Annotated in this window: 11 protein-coding genes; 6 read left to right on the top strand and 5 right to left on the bottom strand. The window is 59.8% G+C overall.

What is annotated here, in order from left to right; genetic code table 11:
- Positions 1 to 43 precede the first annotated feature (43 nt).
- Complete coding sequence (locus tag AB5Z25_RS04865; RefSeq protein ID WP_195535118.1) at positions 44 to 979, top strand: hexose kinase; 936 nt, start codon at positions 44 to 46, stop codon at positions 977 to 979.
- A gap of 259 nt (positions 980 to 1,238) precedes the next feature.
- Here AB5Z25_RS04865 and AB5Z25_RS04860 read toward each other — a convergent pair whose 3' ends face one another.
- The 3 genes from AB5Z25_RS04860 to AB5Z25_RS04850 all read right to left on the bottom strand — a co-directional run bounded on the left by AB5Z25_RS04860 (position 1,239) and on the right by AB5Z25_RS04850 (position 5,669).
- Entirely contained in the window at positions 1,239 to 2,540 is a 1,302-nt protein-coding gene (locus AB5Z25_RS04860) for an ATP-binding protein (protein WP_117847955.1), read from the bottom strand.
- 304 nt (positions 2,541 to 2,844) lie between these two features.
- Entirely contained in the window at positions 2,845 to 4,473 is a 1,629-nt protein-coding gene (locus AB5Z25_RS04855) for a UDP-glucose--hexose-1-phosphate uridylyltransferase (RefSeq protein WP_368134928.1), read from the bottom strand.
- Positions 4,464 to 5,669, bottom strand: a complete 1,206-nt coding sequence (locus AB5Z25_RS04850; protein WP_368134927.1) for a galactokinase — start codon at positions 5,667 to 5,669, stop codon at positions 4,464 to 4,466. Before AB5Z25_RS04850 ends, AB5Z25_RS04855 begins: the two co-directional genes overlap by 10 nt.
- A gap of 383 nt (positions 5,670 to 6,052) precedes the next feature.
- Between AB5Z25_RS04850 and AB5Z25_RS04845 the strand changes: the two genes are divergently transcribed.
- Together AB5Z25_RS04845 and AB5Z25_RS04840 are read left to right on the top strand one after the other, a co-directional pair.
- The gene (locus AB5Z25_RS04845; protein ID WP_368134934.1) at positions 6,053 to 7,039 is read left to right on the top strand and encodes a LacI family DNA-binding transcriptional regulator; all 987 of its coding nucleotides are present in this window, start codon (positions 6,053 to 6,055) and stop codon (positions 7,037 to 7,039) included.
- 129 nt (positions 7,040 to 7,168) lie between these two features.
- The gene (locus AB5Z25_RS04840) at positions 7,169 to 8,329 is read left to right on the top strand and encodes an FprA family A-type flavoprotein (RefSeq protein ID WP_368134926.1); all 1,161 of its coding nucleotides are present in this window, start codon (positions 7,169 to 7,171) and stop codon (positions 8,327 to 8,329) included.
- A gap of 65 nt (positions 8,330 to 8,394) precedes the next feature.
- Here AB5Z25_RS04840 and AB5Z25_RS04835 read toward each other — a convergent pair whose 3' ends face one another.
- Positions 8,395 to 9,198 (bottom strand): DeoR/GlpR family DNA-binding transcription regulator, encoded by an 804-nt coding sequence (locus tag AB5Z25_RS04835; protein ID WP_368134925.1) that lies wholly within the window; start codon positions 9,196 to 9,198, stop codon positions 8,395 to 8,397.
- Between the two features lie 334 nt (positions 9,199 to 9,532).
- Here AB5Z25_RS04835 and AB5Z25_RS04830 point away from each other — a divergent pair, with 334 nt between their 5' ends.
- On the top strand, positions 9,533 to 10,390 hold the full coding sequence (locus AB5Z25_RS04830) for a class II fructose-bisphosphate aldolase (protein ID WP_022095149.1): 858 nt from the start codon (positions 9,533 to 9,535) through the stop codon (positions 10,388 to 10,390).
- 702 nt (positions 10,391 to 11,092) lie between these two features.
- On the opposite strand, the gene vsr is transcribed toward AB5Z25_RS04830, so the two are convergent.
- Positions 11,093 to 12,082, bottom strand: coding sequence for a DNA mismatch endonuclease Vsr (gene vsr / locus AB5Z25_RS04825; RefSeq protein WP_368134924.1), 990 nt, complete (start codon positions 12,080 to 12,082; stop codon positions 11,093 to 11,095).
- A gap of 148 nt (positions 12,083 to 12,230) precedes the next feature.
- Here vsr and AB5Z25_RS04820 point away from each other — a divergent pair, with 148 nt between their 5' ends.
- Together AB5Z25_RS04820 and AB5Z25_RS04815 are read left to right on the top strand one after the other, a co-directional pair.
- Entirely contained in the window at positions 12,231 to 13,016 is a 786-nt protein-coding gene (locus AB5Z25_RS04820; RefSeq protein ID WP_006234847.1) for an ABC transporter ATP-binding protein, read from the top strand.
- Positions 13,006 to 15,207: an ABC transporter permease gene (locus tag AB5Z25_RS04815; RefSeq protein WP_368134923.1), complete on the top strand. Its 2,202-nt coding sequence runs from the start codon at positions 13,006 to 13,008 to the stop codon at positions 15,205 to 15,207. Before AB5Z25_RS04820 ends, AB5Z25_RS04815 begins: the two co-directional genes overlap by 11 nt.
- The last annotated feature ends 176 nt before the right edge of the window (positions 15,208 to 15,383 follow it).

Here is a 15,383-nt window from a genome sequence, read left to right as displayed (position 1 = left end):
TATGTTTGGGGCGGGTTATGCCGCCCCGGAACAGGAGTTCAACATGATTCTGACCGTTACCATGAACCCGTCGATTGATACGCGCTATCAGCTCGACAAGCTGATCATCGACGATGTTAACCGTGTGACACCCGAAAAGACCGCTGGCGGCAAGGGCCTCAACGTGAGTCGCGTGCTGCTGCAGCTGGGTGACGACGTGCTCGCGACCGGCCTGCTCGGCGGCCACATGGGTGCCTATATGGCCGAGCTTATGGATGCCGACGGCGTCAAGAACGACTTTGTGCCTATTGCCGGTGAGACGCGCATCTGCCTGAATATCCTGCACGAGGGTAATCAGACCGAGCTGCTGGAGAGCGGCCCGCAGATCGCCCCGGCCGAGCTCGAGGCCTTTACGGCCAAGTTTGCCGAGCTTGCAGCGAAGGCGGACGTTGTGACGCTTTCGGGCTCGCTGCCGCGTGGCGTCGATGCCGGCTACTATGCCGAGCTCGTCAAGATCGCCGAGGAGGCGGGCGCCAAGGTGCTGCTCGATACCTCGGGTGCATCGCTGGAGGCCGCGCTGGAGTCCGACGCTAAGCCTGAGCTCGTAAAGCCCAACCTGACCGAGATTAACGGCCTGCTGGGTACGTCCTTTACGACCGATGATGTCGATGCCCTGCGCGAGGCGCTTGCCGCCGATGACCGTTTTGCCGGTATCCCCTGGGTTGTCGTTTCGATGGGCGCTGCCGGTTCGGTGGGCTTCCATGAGGGCCGCGCGTTCCGCGCCAAGACGCCCGCGATTGCGGCTGTGAACGCGACGGGTTCCGGCGACTCGACCATCGCCGGCTTTGCGCATGCCATTGCTGCCGGCGCCGACGACGTCACGGTGCTCAAGACCGCCAATACCTGCGGCAAGCTCAACGCCATGGATCCCAAGACCGGTCACCTGGTCATGGACCGCTGGGACGAGGTCTACAACAGCGTTGAAGTAACGGAGCTTTAGAGTTACGCGGTTTTACCAAACCGCGTAACCAGCCGACGCTGCAAGCCCGCCAGAGCGGCAATCTGCCTTTCAGCTTCGGCGGCATGACCAGAAGGTCAATGCCGCCTCGCTTCAAGGCACCTTGCTCGCTTTGGCGGGCTTTCGCTGTCGTAGCCAAAACATCGGTGTTGCCTTGCTTCGGGAATGCGGCAGATGGGGACGTTTCTTTTCTGCCGGCAGTTTGGGACACTCCTTACGGGGCACCCCCCCTCCACAGCGCCTATGCCAGCTTGTCGATTTGCCCAATCTCCCAGAGCGGAATGTTGACGAGCGTGCCCTCGTCTCTATATGCCGCTAACGATGTTCTCACGCAGCGCTCGAGCTTGAACTTCTCGCAGGCAATCCTCAGGCTCTTTGCTTTGAGGTTCTCTGCCGCCTTGACCTCGAGCGGAAGCACGGTCCCCGCATGGTCGATGGCAAAGTCAGTCTCTGCATTGCCGGAGGAGGATGACCAATACGCGGGAGTTTTGCCTTGGAGCAAAAGCTCCTGTGCGACGTATTGCTCGGTCAGCGAGCCTTTGAACTCCGTAAAAACAGCGGGCCCGTTCAGAACAATGGCCGGCGAGAGGCCAGAGAGTGCTCCGAGGATGCCGGTGTCGATGCAGAACAGCTTGAAGCCCGAGAGATCCTCGTAGCTTGTGAGCGGTGCTCTTAGGGCGGAAACACGTGGTACCTTATGAACGATTCCATAGTCCATGAGCCACTGGAGGCTTTCCTCAAAATCGCGTGCGCGCGCCCCGGGACGAAGCGCGCCGTAGACGAACTTCTTGTTTTCCTTTGCGAGCTGGCCGGGAAGGGATTTCCAAACCAGCCTCATGCGCTCGACGATGCGGGCTGGCGCATGCTTGCCAAAATCGGATTCGTAAGCTTCGATGATTTGCTGCTGAAGCCTGCGGGCCTCGATGAAATCGTGGGAGGCGGCGAAAGCGGAGACAACTTCTGGCATGCCACCGACAACGAGGTATTCCTTGAGCAGGCGCTCGAGCTTTTCGGAAACGTTTGCCAGCAGGTCCATGTCTGCGGCAAGGATGGCATCTGCGAGCGGATCGCCATCGACGGCACGAACGAACTCGACAAACCCCATGGGGCGCATGGTAAGCTGGTCAATCTTGCCGACGGGGAACGACTCGTTTTCGCGTCGGAGCGCGAGCCCCATATAGGAGCCGGCTGCCACGATATGGTATTCCGGCGCCAGCTCGTTGAAGTATTTGAGCGAGGTGATGCCACGCGGTGCCTCTTGGATTTCGTCGAAGATGATGAGTGTGTCTGTCGGCGTTATGGTCTGGCCGCGCAGGAGCTCTATCTGGGAGATGATGCGTTTGGGGTCAAGGCTTCCGTCGAACAGCGAGCGTGCGCCCGGTTCGAGCATAAAGTCAAAACGGATGACGTTTTGATACTGCTGGCCTGCGAATTCGTTGAGAAGCCAGGTTTTTCCCGTCTGGCGGGCCCCCTTAAGCAGGAGGGGCTTGCGGTTTGCCCTAGATTTCCAAGCGATGAGTTCGTCCATTAGCTGTCGCTGCATACTGCCTCCTAACGATCATGGTTAGTATAAGACCGTGTTGGTCTTTCCATCGAAAAATGTGGGAATGAACCACGTTTTTCCATCGAATAATGTGGGAGGCAACCACGTTTTTCCATCGAATAATGTGTGGGTTTAGGTCGGCACCTGGGGACGTTCCTTTTCTGCCGGCAGTTCGGGACACTCCTTGCTTTGGTGTAAATTAGTTACCCTTGCATCAGAAAACGGCGCCCGCCGGCGATGTTGCCGGCGGGCGCCGTTGTCGTGTAGACGCTATTTGTTAAGTGCGTGCGTTCGAGCTTGCGTGCTACAGCGAGTCGATAAAGCGCTGCTGGGCGGCGCGTCCCGCCTCGTCCCACTTAAAGACGCCGGCGTTGTCGAGCACGTGGCCAAACACCACGCCGACCTCCTCGTGCAGGATGTCGATGGCGTTGTCGGCCGTAAGCTCGTCGGCGCGGCGAGCAAAGACGTCCTCGGCCCATGCGGCGTGGCTGCGGCAAAGGTCGTCGCCCTCGAGCGCGCCGGCGAGGTCGTAGCTGGCATCGGCCTTGGCTGCCAACAGGTGCTCGCGGACAGCGCCAAGCTCGGGAACCAGGCGCGGCGGCAGAATGGCCAGGCCCATGACCTCGATCAGGCCGATGTTCTCCTTCTTAATGTGGTGGTACTCGGCATGCGGGTGGAACACGCCCAGCGGATGCTCGTCGGTCGTGATGTTGCAGCGAAGCGCCAGGTAGGCCTCGTAGATTTCGCCGCCGGCATTTCCGCGAGAGTCGACGCGGCGGATGACGGGCGTCACGGTGTTGTGGGCCACACCGTCAGCCGTGTATGCGATGACGCCCGCAGACTCATCGGTCCACTCGCGCCAGGCGAGGATAATCTTCTCGGCAGCGTCGAGCAGCTGAGCGCGGTCATGCGAGCGCAGGCGCAGCACCGAGAGCGGCCACTGCAGCACGGTACCGCTGACCTGGTCAAAACCGGGCACGCTAAACTGCGAGACCTCGGCGGCATGCATCATGGGGAACTCGTGCGCGCCGCCCTGGAAGTGGTCGTGCGACAGAATCGAGCCGCCCACGATGGGCAGGTCGGCGTTGGAGCCAATAAAGTAGTGCGGGAACAGGTCGACAAAGTCGAGCAGGCAGGTCAGCCCCTTGCGGTCGACGTGCATCGGACGATGCTCGGAGCTCATGGCAATGCAGTGCTCGTTAAAGTACGCGTACGGGCTGTATTGGAAGCCCCAGCGCTCGCCGTCGAGCTTAATGGGGATAACGCGCAGATTCTGGCGGGCGGGATGGGCGCCGCCGTCGGCTGCAGCGGAGCGTCCGGGATAGCCCTCGTTTTCGATGCAGAGCTGGCAGGCGGGATACTTCTCGCCCGTGTTCTTTGCGGCGCCGGCCGCGGCAATATCGCGCGGGTCCTTCTCAGGCTTGGACAGGTTGATGGTGATCTCAAGATCGCCCCAGTTGGTGGGGGTGCTCCATTTGATATTGCGCGCGATGGCGGCACGACGCACGTAGCCGGCGTCGCAGCACAGGCCGTAGAACCAGTCGGTCGCGGCGCGGGGCTCGTTGACGCCCATGCGGCCGTTGAATTCCTCGTTTACAACCGAAGGTCTCGGCATGAGCACACCCATAATGCGCATGGTAATGCGGTCGCGGCCCGATGCCGTGTCCTCGGCGGCGCCGTTGGCAACGGCAGCCTCGGCAAGCGCAGCAAGCGTGCCCTCCAGGTCAAAGTTGGGCAGGGTATCGGGGTGCAAGAGCGAGAGCTTCTCGTTCTGCAGCGCCCAGGTCATGTCGAGCGCCGGGCCCGTGGCGCCGATGCACTCGAGAATGGTGTTGTAGGCCCAGATGCGATCGTCCTGTCCGATCATCGATCGGTGGATAGCGTATTCGATCAGGTTCTGCGCGGCCTCGCGCACGTCGGTCATTACAGCCATGCCGCGTAAGCCCCCTTGTCAGAGATAGCGTAATGACGGGCAGAGCCATCGCCCAGCCAGCCGTTCATCTTGGCAATGAAGGTGTCGACCAGGTCGAGCGGCACGAAGGCCTGGATGGTGCCGCCAAAGCCGCCGCCGTGGATACGGACGGCGCCGCGGCCGTCGAGCACATGCTCGGCAAGAGCAAGTGCGTACATGGAAGGCTGCTCGGCACCCAGTTTGGCAACAACATTCTGCAGGTACATGGCGGAGCTGGCGCCGGACTCGCGCGTCAGGACCAGGAACTGGTCAATGTCGCCGGCGTTCAGGGCCGCCCAGCGCTTATCGACCAGGCCGTTCTCGTACCAGTAGTGAACGGCGCGCAGGCAGGCACGGTCGCCCAGCTTGGCGCGTAGCTCGGGGAGCTTGGCGTCAAAGTCCGCCACGTTTACCTCGCACAGGCGTGCCTTGCCAAACTCGGCAGCGACGTCCTGCATCTCGCGCGGAACGGCGGCGTAGTCGTCGGTAGCTGCCACATGGTCGGCGCCAACCTTAACGAGCACGAGCGCATAACCGTGATCCTCAAAATTGAGCTCGAGCTTCTGGGTTTTAGGCTGAGCCTGGTCCTCAAAGTCCATGTAGGCGAGGCCGCCCAGGCACACAGCGGCCTGGTCCATCAGACCGCAGGGCTTGCCGTAATAGTTGTTCTCGGTGCGCTGGCTCATCTGGGCGAGGGCGACGGGCTCGATGGCGGGCGCGCCCCAGAGCGTCTCCATGGCACGACCGTACGCGGCCTCGACGGCGGCAGAGCTGGAAAGGCCGCCACCCGAGGGGACGGAGCAAGTGAAGGCGAAGTCGAAGCCGTGGGGCTCAACACCAAGCGCTGCGATTTCGTGGGCCATGCCGCGGACGAGGCTCGCGGACGTGCCCTTCTCGGACTCCTGAACGTCTAGCGTGTCGAGCGCGATCTCAAACGTGGGATAGCCCTCGTCGGCAACGCGAACCTTGTTGGTGTCGGTCGCCACGGCGATGCCGTCGACAGCGACATCGAGCGAGCCGGCGATAACGTGGCCGCCCTCGTGGTCGGTGTGGTTGCCACTGATCTCGGAACGGCCGGGCGCGTGCACATAGAGCACCTGGCGGTCGCCGATGGGGCCAAACTCCTCCTCAAACAGTTTGGTGAGCGTGGCGAATGTCTTTTCGTCGGGGGTGGTCATGGGAGTCCTTTCCTTGGCGCGTACGGGTAAGTTTTGCGTCGTTATGAGTACGTTAACAACTTGAAGCGGCGTGAACCGAGTGTTCACGATACCGCACGTTACGGGCTATGTTAACGTACTCATAACACAACGCTTGTCACTTTTTGAGAATCTGGTAATCGGTAGAAATTCAGCCGTGAACGGTATTGCCGTATGGACTTATAAAGCAGAAGAGATGCGGATTGAAAAAGTAGAGTACGTTAACATGCGTCCGACGATAGCGGGCCTCGGCGCGGGCTAAACTCCTGCCCGGGCCGGCATTCACGCTATTCAGATCTCGCAAGGGTGAAGGTGATCCTGTGGCAAGGCGCCCGTCCAACGATACAGGTACGCGTCCGGTCTCCATGGCCGACGTCGCCCGCGCTGCTGGCGTTTCGCAGCAGACGGTTTCGCGCGTCGCCAACGGCTTGCCCAACGTTAACGAGCAGACGCGCCAGCGCGTGCAGTCCGCTATGCAAGAGCTCGGCTTTCGTCCGAGTTATGCCGGTCGCTCGCTGCGCGACGGTCGCTACCATTCGGTCGGCCTGTGCGTCAACGATGTCACCAAGTTTGGCAACCTCTCAATGATCGACGGCATCGCCAGCGCTGCTCGCGAGCATAATTGCGCCATCACGCTGGTCGAGATGTCCAAGACCGAGGAGTTTTCGCTTGCCGAGGCCACGCGTCGTATGGCTGCGCTGCCGGTGGACGGCATCATCATCGGTATGAGTCGCATGGCGCCCGATTTTGAGACGTTCGATCCACTGCCGGGCATTGGCACGGTCATCGTTACCATGTATGCGCACCCGCGGGTGACCACGGTCGATTCCGACCATTACGGCTGCTCGCTGTTGCTTATGGATCACCTGTTTGAGCTGGGGCACGAGCAGATTCGTTATATTGGCGGCCCGTCGTTCTCGGTCGACGAACAATTTCGCCGCGCCGGTTGGCAGGATGCGCTCGAGCGTAAACACATCGAGCCGGCAGAGCCGCTCGAGGGCGACTGGTCTGCCAACAGCGGCTACGAGGCCGGCAGGTACCTGGTCGAGCACGACCGCACCATGACGGCGATCTATGCGGCAAACGATCAGATGGCAAATGGCGCGATTGCCGCGCTGCGCGATAGCGGTCTGCGCGTGCCCGAGGACGTAAGCGTGGTGGGCGTCGACGATTCGCTCGATGATTTTGTCGCACACAACGAGCTCACGACCGTGCGATTCGATCTACATCAGCGCGGACGCGAGGTGTTTGAGCATGCGGTTCCCGAGGCGGGTACGGCGGGCAAAACCGTTGCCATTCGTATTCCCGGCCAACTCATCATTCGACATAGCACGGCGATACCGCGCGCATAGTTTGTGCAGGTAAACGGCGGTATATTCCGCCTCAAAAACAATCGGTAAGGATGCTGACAGATAGCCGTGGCTATGAAGGCGAGTGCTATGATAGACGGGCTCTTTTGTCTATCTAGGAGGCTTTGCCTGATGGAGATCACCAAGGATATCCGCTACATTGGCGTCGACGATCACGACATTGACCTGTTCGAGGGCCAGTACGACGTGTCCGAGAACGGTATGGCATACAACAGCTACGTTATCTTGGGCGACAAGATCGCCGTCGCCGATTCGGTTGACGCTGACTTTGTCGACGAGTGGCTCGGCAACCTCGAGGCCGTGCTCGATGGTCGTACGCCCGATTACCTGGTCGTCCATCACATGGAGCCCGATCACTCCGCTGGTATCGCCGCCTTTATGGAGCGCTATCCCCAGGCCCAGATTGTGGCTAGCATGGGCGCCTTCCGCATGATGGTCAACTACTTTGGCACCGACTACCCCGAGCGCAAGATGGTCGTCAAAGAGGGCGATGTGCTCGACCTGGGCGGCCACAGCCTGACCTTTATCGGCGCCCCCAACGTTCACTGGCCCGAGGTGATCTTCTCCTACGAGTCCACCGACAAGGTGCTCTTTAGTGCCGACGGCTTTGGCAAGTTTGGCGCCAACGACATCGAGGATCCGGAAGGGTGGGCTTGTGAGGCTCGCCGCTACTACTTTGGCATCGTCGGTAAGTTCGGCAAGTTCGTGCAGGCCGTCCTCAAGAAGGCCGCCGATCTGGATATCCAGATCATCTGTCCGCTCCACGGCCCCGTACTGACCGAGAACCTGGGCTATTACCTCGACACCTATAACACCTGGTCGAGCTACCAGCCCGAGGACAAGGGCATCACGATTGCCTATGCGAGCGTGTACGGCCATCTGAAGGCTGCCGTCGAGGAGCTCGCCGCAGCGCTTGAGGCTCGCGGCCAGAAGGTCTCCGTCTTTGACTTGGCTCGCGACGACATGGCCGAGGCCGTTGAGGATGCGTTCCGCTACGACCGTCTGGTGCTCGCCTCCATCACCTATCAGGGCGAGATCTTCCCGTGCATGAGCACCTTCATCCATACGCTCGCCGAGCACGCCTACCAGAACCGTACGGTGGCGCTCGTCGAGGCCGGCTCTTGGGCGCCTGCAGCTGCCAAGGTTATGACCAAGGAGCTCGAGGGCATGAAGGACATCACCCTGACGCAGAACAAGGTGACTGTGCTGGGCTCGCTCAACGACGCCTCGCGCGCCCAAATCGAGGCCCTCGCCGACGAGCTGTCCAAGTAGCGATATATCGCTTTTAACGCTCAAACCACCACGAAGGGGACAGGCACCTTTGTGGTGGTTTTTGTTTAAGCGCCGGCGATGACGAGGGCTGGACGTGAGCTGTCAGTGGCCTCGGCGATCGAGGTGGCGACGGCATGGTCGGGGTCACGGTCCATCACGATGGAGTCGACATCGGCAAGCTCGGCAAAGCGGTACATGCCGCGTCCGTTAACCTTGCTGGCGTCCATGAGGGCGACGCTTTGATGGGCCGCGGTGATCATAGCCGTTTTGGTCTCGGCCATCTGGGGAAAGTCGGTCGTAAAGCCGCAGCTGGGGACAAAGGCGCCGGGGCACATGACGGCCAGATCGGCATGGACCATTTGGAGCGCCTGCATAGTGAGCGGTCCGTACAAATAACGATGGCCTTTGCGCAGCGCCCCGCCCAGCATGACGACATCGACTGAGGGCATGCTCTCGTCGATGTAATCGGCAATGGTAATGTCGGCCGTGATGACGGTGATACCGTCGCGCTGATCGAGGAGCCGGACGAACTCGAGCGCCGTGGTGCCCGAGTCGACGAGCAGCGTGTCGCCGTCATTGACGAGCTCGATGGCGCTTTGCGCGATGGCCTGCTTGGCGGCGACGTTGACATTGATGCGGCGATCCTGCGTGGAGACGGTCAGACGTTTGTGGAGTGATACGGCACCGCCGTGCGTGCGGCGCAGCTTGCCTGCTTCGGCGAGCGCGTCCAGGTCGGCGCGGGCGGTGACGGAGGACACGCCAAAGGTCTGGGCGATTTCTGCTACCTGCACCGAGGCATTATGATCGAGCATTTCCATAATGGCGGTACGGCGTTCGTCGGCAAAGGCACGGTTGGTGGCTTGGGCCATGCTTGCTCCATTCTCGGCTAAATTTGCAGGAATTGTGTTGACTCTATTTTCGTTCATTTTCTTTTTGAGTAAGAAAACACCTTTCGATTACTTATCTTTTCTATAAAAGAAAGACGCTGAACGCCCAAAATTCAATATCGAACATGTCCACTCGGCTCATATTCCTTCCGTTTACTTTTCAAAAACGACTGTATTGACCTGCATGGGCTCAATATCTCGCGCGTGTAAAGCCGCTGAATTTCATACAATGAGCGCAGAAAAACGCAAGGTAAAACGCCTTGTGAACAACTACGCCCGATGTCCAGATGCGGGCGAGGGAGAGGAGCAAACGCTCATGGCACTTGTTACCACCGAAAAGATGCTCAAGGACGCTCAGGCCGGCCACTACGCTGTTGGCGCTTTCAACGTCGAGAACCTCGAGTTTGTTATGGCCGTTCTGGCCGCTGCCGAGGAGACCAAGTCCCCCGTCATCATGCAGACCACCCCGGGCACCATCAAGACCGCTGGTCTGGACTACTTCTACGGCATGGTCAAGGCTGCCGCCGAGCGCGCTTCCGTGCCCGTCGCTCTGCACCTCGATCACGGCGATGGCTATGACCGCTGCATGCAGGCTTTCCGCACGGGCTACACCTCTGTCATGATCGACGGTTCGCACGAGTCCTTCGAGGACAACATCGCCCTGACCAAGTCCGTCGCCGATGCTGGCCGCGCCATGGGCGTGCCCGTCGAGGCCGAGCTCGGTAAGGTTGGCGGCAAGGAGGACGACGGTCCCGCGGTTGAGGGCGAGAGCCCCTACACCGATCCTGCCGAGGCCAAGGAGTTCGTCGAGCGTACCGGCTGCACCTCCCTCGCAATTGGCGTTGGCACCAGCCACGGCGTGTACACGAGCGATCCCCACATCGAGCAGTCCGTGGTCAAGGCCATCCGCGACGCCGTCGACGTGCCGCTGGTTCTGCACGGCACCTCCGGTGTGCCCGATGAGCAGGTTGCCGAGGCTGTGAAGAACGGCATCTGCAAGGTTAACTACGCCACCGAGCTGCGTCAGGCCTACACCAAGGGCTTCATGGCCTACATGGCCGAGAACCCCGCCTGCTTCGATCCCAAGAAGCCGGCCAAGGAGGGCATGCGTGAGATCACCGAGCTGGTTAAGATCCGCATGACCAACCTCAACTCTGTGGGCAAAGCAGAGTAACAGCAAGGGTACTCTGATCCCACCGGGCCGTCCGGAAACGGAAAAAGGGCCTATCTCTCAGAACGTCCTCGGACATGTCGGAAGCCCCGCTGCGCGCTACGCGCTGCGGGGCTTCCTCCGTCCTGCGGAATGTTCTGAGAGATAGGCCCTTTTTCCGTTTCCGGACGGCCCTACTCAATCGCCCCTGTGGCGTTGGGGCTGAAGAGATGGGGCGCGAGGGGCGCTTTGTTGATGAGGGGCTAGTATGCCCGGGCTTGGTTGGGGAATGACTTGTTTAGGGATGCTTGGAGCTTATCGAAGGATGCTCGCAGGTTGAGTTCCTGGTCGGTTGAGCGTTTGGGTTTTGGGGTTGGGGAGTCGAGGAGGCCGTTTCTCTGTGTCGGGGGGAAGGAGAAAAGGTCTGCATGTTTTAGGGATGGCTGCTGTGTTGCGTCATTGGAAGAATGCATGCTTATGCGGCCTCCTCGATGTCCACCAAAAGATTGCGCTCGGGGTATGCTGCTAGGTCCCGTGCGCTGGCAGTATTATGCCGCGGCTGCTGCAAAGAAGCGCTAAAGAAAGGCTTAATGAGGTTTGACGTTGCGATGAAACCGCAGGTAAAAGCTATCGAGTAACACTCTTGAAAGGTTTTGAGCTTAAGGGCTTTCTAAGGTTTGTGACGTGGATGTGGCGCGGACGTGCGGAGCGTGTGAATGCTCGCTGTTAGCGCTGCGGCTCTGCGGCCCGTACCTGCTCGATGACCTTTTCCATCGTGGCGTCGATGCGGTCCTTTTTGAGTTCGCATTCCCAGATGGTTATAGGCGTCCAGCCCATTTGAGTGAGTGCTGCCACGGCGGTGCGGTCGCGCTCGACGTTGCGGCGAAACTTTGCCTCCCAAAACTCAACATTGCGCTTGGGCTGGCTAGGGTTGCACTTGGGGCAGCGGTGCCAAAAGCAGCCGTTGACGAAGATGGCGATCTTGCGCCCGGGAAAGGCGATGTCGGGTTTGCCGGGCACCTTCCATTCCAAACGATAGCCCGTAAGGCCCGCTGCCCGCAGGCGCTGGCGAACGAGCAGCTCGGGTTTGGTGTTCGCACGCTTGTTGCCCTTCATGGACTTTTTTATAGCGGCGCGACGGCGCACGAGTTCACGCTCGTCGGCGGAAAGGTCCGAGGTGTCGATGCCGTCGAGCAGGCCGGGCTTGGGGCGCTTTTTGCTGCGGCGCTTAGGTGCGCGCTTGGGTTTGGCGGCGGGGTGTTCGGTCGTGGCGGCCTTGGCATCTTTGGCAGTGCTGTTGGCCTCAAGCCGATCTTCCTTCAACTCAATCAGGGCATCAATGAGCCCCTTGTCAGCGGGCATCCATTCCACCGTGGCAAGCGAGGTACGCGGAATCCAGCGGATATCGAGCTGGCGGTCGTGCTTCTGGGGCTCGCCAGACCCTTTGGTCAGCGAGCAGTAGTAACACTCCATGGAGAGATGAAAATCGGGGTAGTCATACTCAACGGTGTAGAAATCGCGCAGGTTGGTGACTTTTACCTGCAGCTCTTCCATAAGCTCGCGGCGCACGGCGTCTTCGGGCGTCTCGCCGCGCATGAGCTTGCCGCCGGGGAACTCCCAAAGTCCCTGCATGTCGCCGTAGCCGCGCTGCACGGCAAGCAGCTCATCGGATCCTTCCTTGCGAATGATCCCAGCGGCAACATGAACAGTCTTCAACAGGAGTCCTCTCTCAACATCAACACGTGGCAGGGCAGCTACCCGTACCTTACACAACGGTAAGGCAAGCGTAAGCCATATCGATGGTAGCCGACTCGTCTTCTTGCGACTATAGATGCCGTAGACTAATCGCAAGAAAGGACTCGGTATGCAAACCACGCACATGGCGACCCCGGTACTGGAGGTCGCGCATCTCGAAAAGGTATATGGAGCGCTGGGCAACGTGACCCGCGCGCTCAACGACGTCAGCTTTACCGTCAACCGCGGCGAATTCGTTGGCATCATGGGCGCTTCGGGCTCGGGCAAGTCGACGTTGCTCAACTGCGTGTCGACCATCGATAGCGCCACGAGCGGCACGATCCGCATCAACGGGCAGGACGTAACACGCATGAAGCAGGCTAAGCTTTCGCAGTTCCGCCGCGAGGAGCTCGGCTTTATCTTCCAGGACTCCAACCTGCTCGATACGCTCACGGCACGCGAGAATATCGCCCTGCCGCTCACCATTGCCCGCACAAACTCGGCAGAGATCTCGACCCGTGTGCAGGATGTGGCAGCGCGCCTGTCTATCAGTCAGGTGCTCGACAAGTATCCCTACCAGATGTCCGGCGGTCAGCAGCAGCGCGTTGCCGCGGCTCGCGCGCTCGTCACCGACCCCACCATGATCATGGCCGACGAGCCCACCGGCGCCCTCGATTCCAAGAGCGCTCGCCTGCTGCTCGAGAGCCTGGAGGCCCTTAACCGCCGCCTACGCGCCACCGTGCTCATGGTCACGCACGACAGCTTTGCCGCCAGCTACACGAGCCGCGTGTTGTTTATCCGCGACGGCAAGATCTTCACCGAGCTGCGCCGCGGCGACACCGACCGCCGAGAGTTTTTCGACCGCATAATGGAGGTCGTTGCCATGATGGGCGGTGAGGGCTCCGATGCTCTGTAAACTCGCTTGGGGTAACGTCCGCCGCGCCGGCCGCGATTACCTCGTCTACCTTTTGACGCTCACCCTGGGCGTCACGGTCTTCTATGCTTTTAACACCATCTCGATGCAGGTCGACATCGCCGGAATCGATGAAGAGGGCTTGGCGCAGGTAATGGGCAGCATGCTCGGCGACCTCACGTACTTTTTGGCCGGTGTCATGGCCTTTTTGATGGTGTATGCCAACAACTTCATCATGAAACGCCGCAAGAAGGAGTTTGGCCTGTACCAGGTGCTCGGCATGGGGCGCGGGCGCGTCGCCACGATTATGGCGCTCGAGACGGTGATCGTTTCGGTCGTGGCCTTTGTCGCCGGCATTGTGCTGGGTGTGGGACTCTCCCAGCTCATGACGTTCTTTACGGCCTCGCTCTTTAAGACACAGATCGCCAATTTCCACTTCTTTTTCTCGGTGCATGCGTTCAACCTGACCCTTGCTTGCATGCTCGTAATGTTTGTGCTCACGCTACTGCTGAACCTTCGCGCCGTGCGTCGTACCAAACTCATCGAGCTTATGGGTGCCGAGCGTCGCAACGAGAGCATCAAGACACGCAACCCCTGGATCGCGATTGCCATCTTTGCCGTGGGCGTGGTGCTTGTGGGCGTGGCCTATTACCGTCTGCTACGTGATGGGTTCCCGCTAACCGCGACGGACAGCAAGCTGCAAGAGGCCATGAACCAGTTTGGTATTACGACCGCTATGGTTACCGTGGGCACCTTTGCCCTGTTCTGGGGACTCTCGGGCATGCTCATCAAGCTGCTGCAGAGCCTGCGCAGCGTGTATTGGCGCGGCCTCAACATGTTTACCGTGCGCCAGCTTGCGGCCAAGGTCAACACGGTGTGCTTTTCGATGGGCGTCATCGCGATGCTCCTGTTTTTGGCCATCACCTCGGTGACGTGCGGTATGTCGATTGCCAATGTGATGAACGAAAACCTGGAGCGCTATAACCCTGTTGACGTGTCTCAGACGTATGTCTATTACACGCCCGATACGCTCGACTACTACAAAGAATATGTCAATCCGTCTGAAGCCGACCGCATGGTGCTAGCCGATACAACGGTCGATTTGTACTCCGCATGGCACGGCAAGGGCAAGTCGGCGGACAACAACGACGAGACCGGCAAGAAGGTCAATATCGCCGATGTTGCCGGTGAGCATGTTCAGATCGATTCGTATCTGAGTTACCCGTTTGGCGGTTCGAATCCTTCGGTGTCTGCGGGTGAGATGTGCAAGACCATGGGCGAAAAGCTCCCCAAGGCGCTCGGGGGTAGCAATGCCGATACGATGGGTCTGTTTGTGACGCCGGCGAGCCAGTACAACAAACTGCGCCAGATGATGGGCGAGGAGCCGGTGAGCATTGGCCGCGACCAGTACCTGCTTACGTGTGATATGGGCGGTGAGCTGGGCGACCTGTACACCAAGTACATGGCCGGCGGCCATACCCTCACCTTGGGCGGGCATGAGCTCAAGCCCGCAACCGATAAGTCGGACAAGGACACGGCGGCCATCGCCAACTCGGCGATGGGCAGTAATCCGGGTACCGTCGTCGTTGCCGACGAGCTGTTGTCCCAACTTAATCTGCAGCCGTATTCCAGTAGCCTGCTCGTTAATTACAAACAGGGGATGGATACGACCGAGGCAGACGAGAGCATTAAATACACTTTGCTCGACAATCTGCTCGTTGACGGCAAGGAGCCGGGGTCATGGGGGATCTTCATCACACGCTCCGAGATGTACACGCAAGCAGCGCAAATGAACGGCATGATTAGCTATCTGGCCATCTACATTGGCTTTGTACTGGTCGTTGCGTGCGCGGCGATACTGTCGATCCAGCAGCTCTCCAATGTGGCCGACGGCAGCCGCAGCTATCGTGTGCTGGCACAGATCGGCTGTGACGACCGCCAGATTCGCCATTCGGTGATGGCGCAGCAAGCGGTATTCTTCTTGTTCCCGCTGGCAGTGGGCCTGGCGCACTCCTTTGTGGCGCTCAAGGTGATTATCGAGCTGGTGAGCATATTCGGAGATATGAGCATCGGCGGCACCGTGGGCCTCACCTGTGCAATCTTCCTGGCAGCATACGGTGGCTACTTCCTGGTGACCTACCTCATGAGCGCCGGCATGGTACAAGCTGCCATCGCCACCCGCTACAGCGAATAAGCGACCTAAAGCAAAACAATCGCAGGTTGAGCATAAGTCAGCGAAAGCGCCCCTAGGCGAGCAAGGTGACGTGAAAGAGGAGGGAAGCGTACTTTGGGTACGCGACCGACGATTGAACGTCAGGTTGCCGCTTAGGGGCGCTTGTAGCGTCGAACCGTTACGCGGTTTGGTAAAAC

It is taken from the genome of Collinsella aerofaciens (assembly GCF_040910325.1).
Taxonomy (GTDB): Bacteria; Actinomycetota; Coriobacteriia; order Coriobacteriales; family Coriobacteriaceae; genus Collinsella; species Collinsella aerofaciens_BL.
Note: the sequence above shows the minus strand (reverse complement) of the source record. Positions and strands in the feature narration are given on the sequence as shown.

What these genes read in the sequence shown, in the direction of transcription:
- AB5Z25_RS04865 (WP_195535118.1), top strand. Translation starts at nt 44, where the DNA reads ATGATTCTGACCGTTACCATGAACCCGTCGATTGATACGCGCTATCAG.
- AB5Z25_RS04860 (WP_117847955.1), bottom strand. Translation starts at nt 2,540, where the DNA reads ATGCAGCGACAGCTAATGGACGAACTCATCGCTTGGAAATCTAGGGCA.
- AB5Z25_RS04855 (WP_368134928.1), bottom strand. Translation starts at nt 4,473, where the DNA reads ATGGCTGTAATGACCGACGTGCGCGAGGCCGCGCAGAACCTGATCGAA.
- AB5Z25_RS04850 (WP_368134927.1), bottom strand. Translation starts at nt 5,669, where the DNA reads ATGACCACCCCCGACGAAAAGACATTCGCCACGCTCACCAAACTGTTT.
- AB5Z25_RS04845 (WP_368134934.1), top strand. Translation starts at nt 6,053, where the DNA reads ATGGCCGACGTCGCCCGCGCTGCTGGCGTTTCGCAGCAGACGGTTTCG.
- AB5Z25_RS04840 (WP_368134926.1), top strand. Translation starts at nt 7,169, where the DNA reads ATGGAGATCACCAAGGATATCCGCTACATTGGCGTCGACGATCACGAC.
- AB5Z25_RS04835 (WP_368134925.1), bottom strand. Translation starts at nt 9,198, where the DNA reads ATGGCCCAAGCCACCAACCGTGCCTTTGCCGACGAACGCCGTACCGCC.
- AB5Z25_RS04830 (WP_022095149.1), top strand. Translation starts at nt 9,533, where the DNA reads ATGGCACTTGTTACCACCGAAAAGATGCTCAAGGACGCTCAGGCCGGC.
- AB5Z25_RS04820 (WP_006234847.1), top strand. Translation starts at nt 12,231, where the DNA reads ATGCAAACCACGCACATGGCGACCCCGGTACTGGAGGTCGCGCATCTC.
- AB5Z25_RS04815 (WP_368134923.1), top strand. Translation starts at nt 13,006, where the DNA reads ATGCTCTGTAAACTCGCTTGGGGTAACGTCCGCCGCGCCGGCCGCGAT.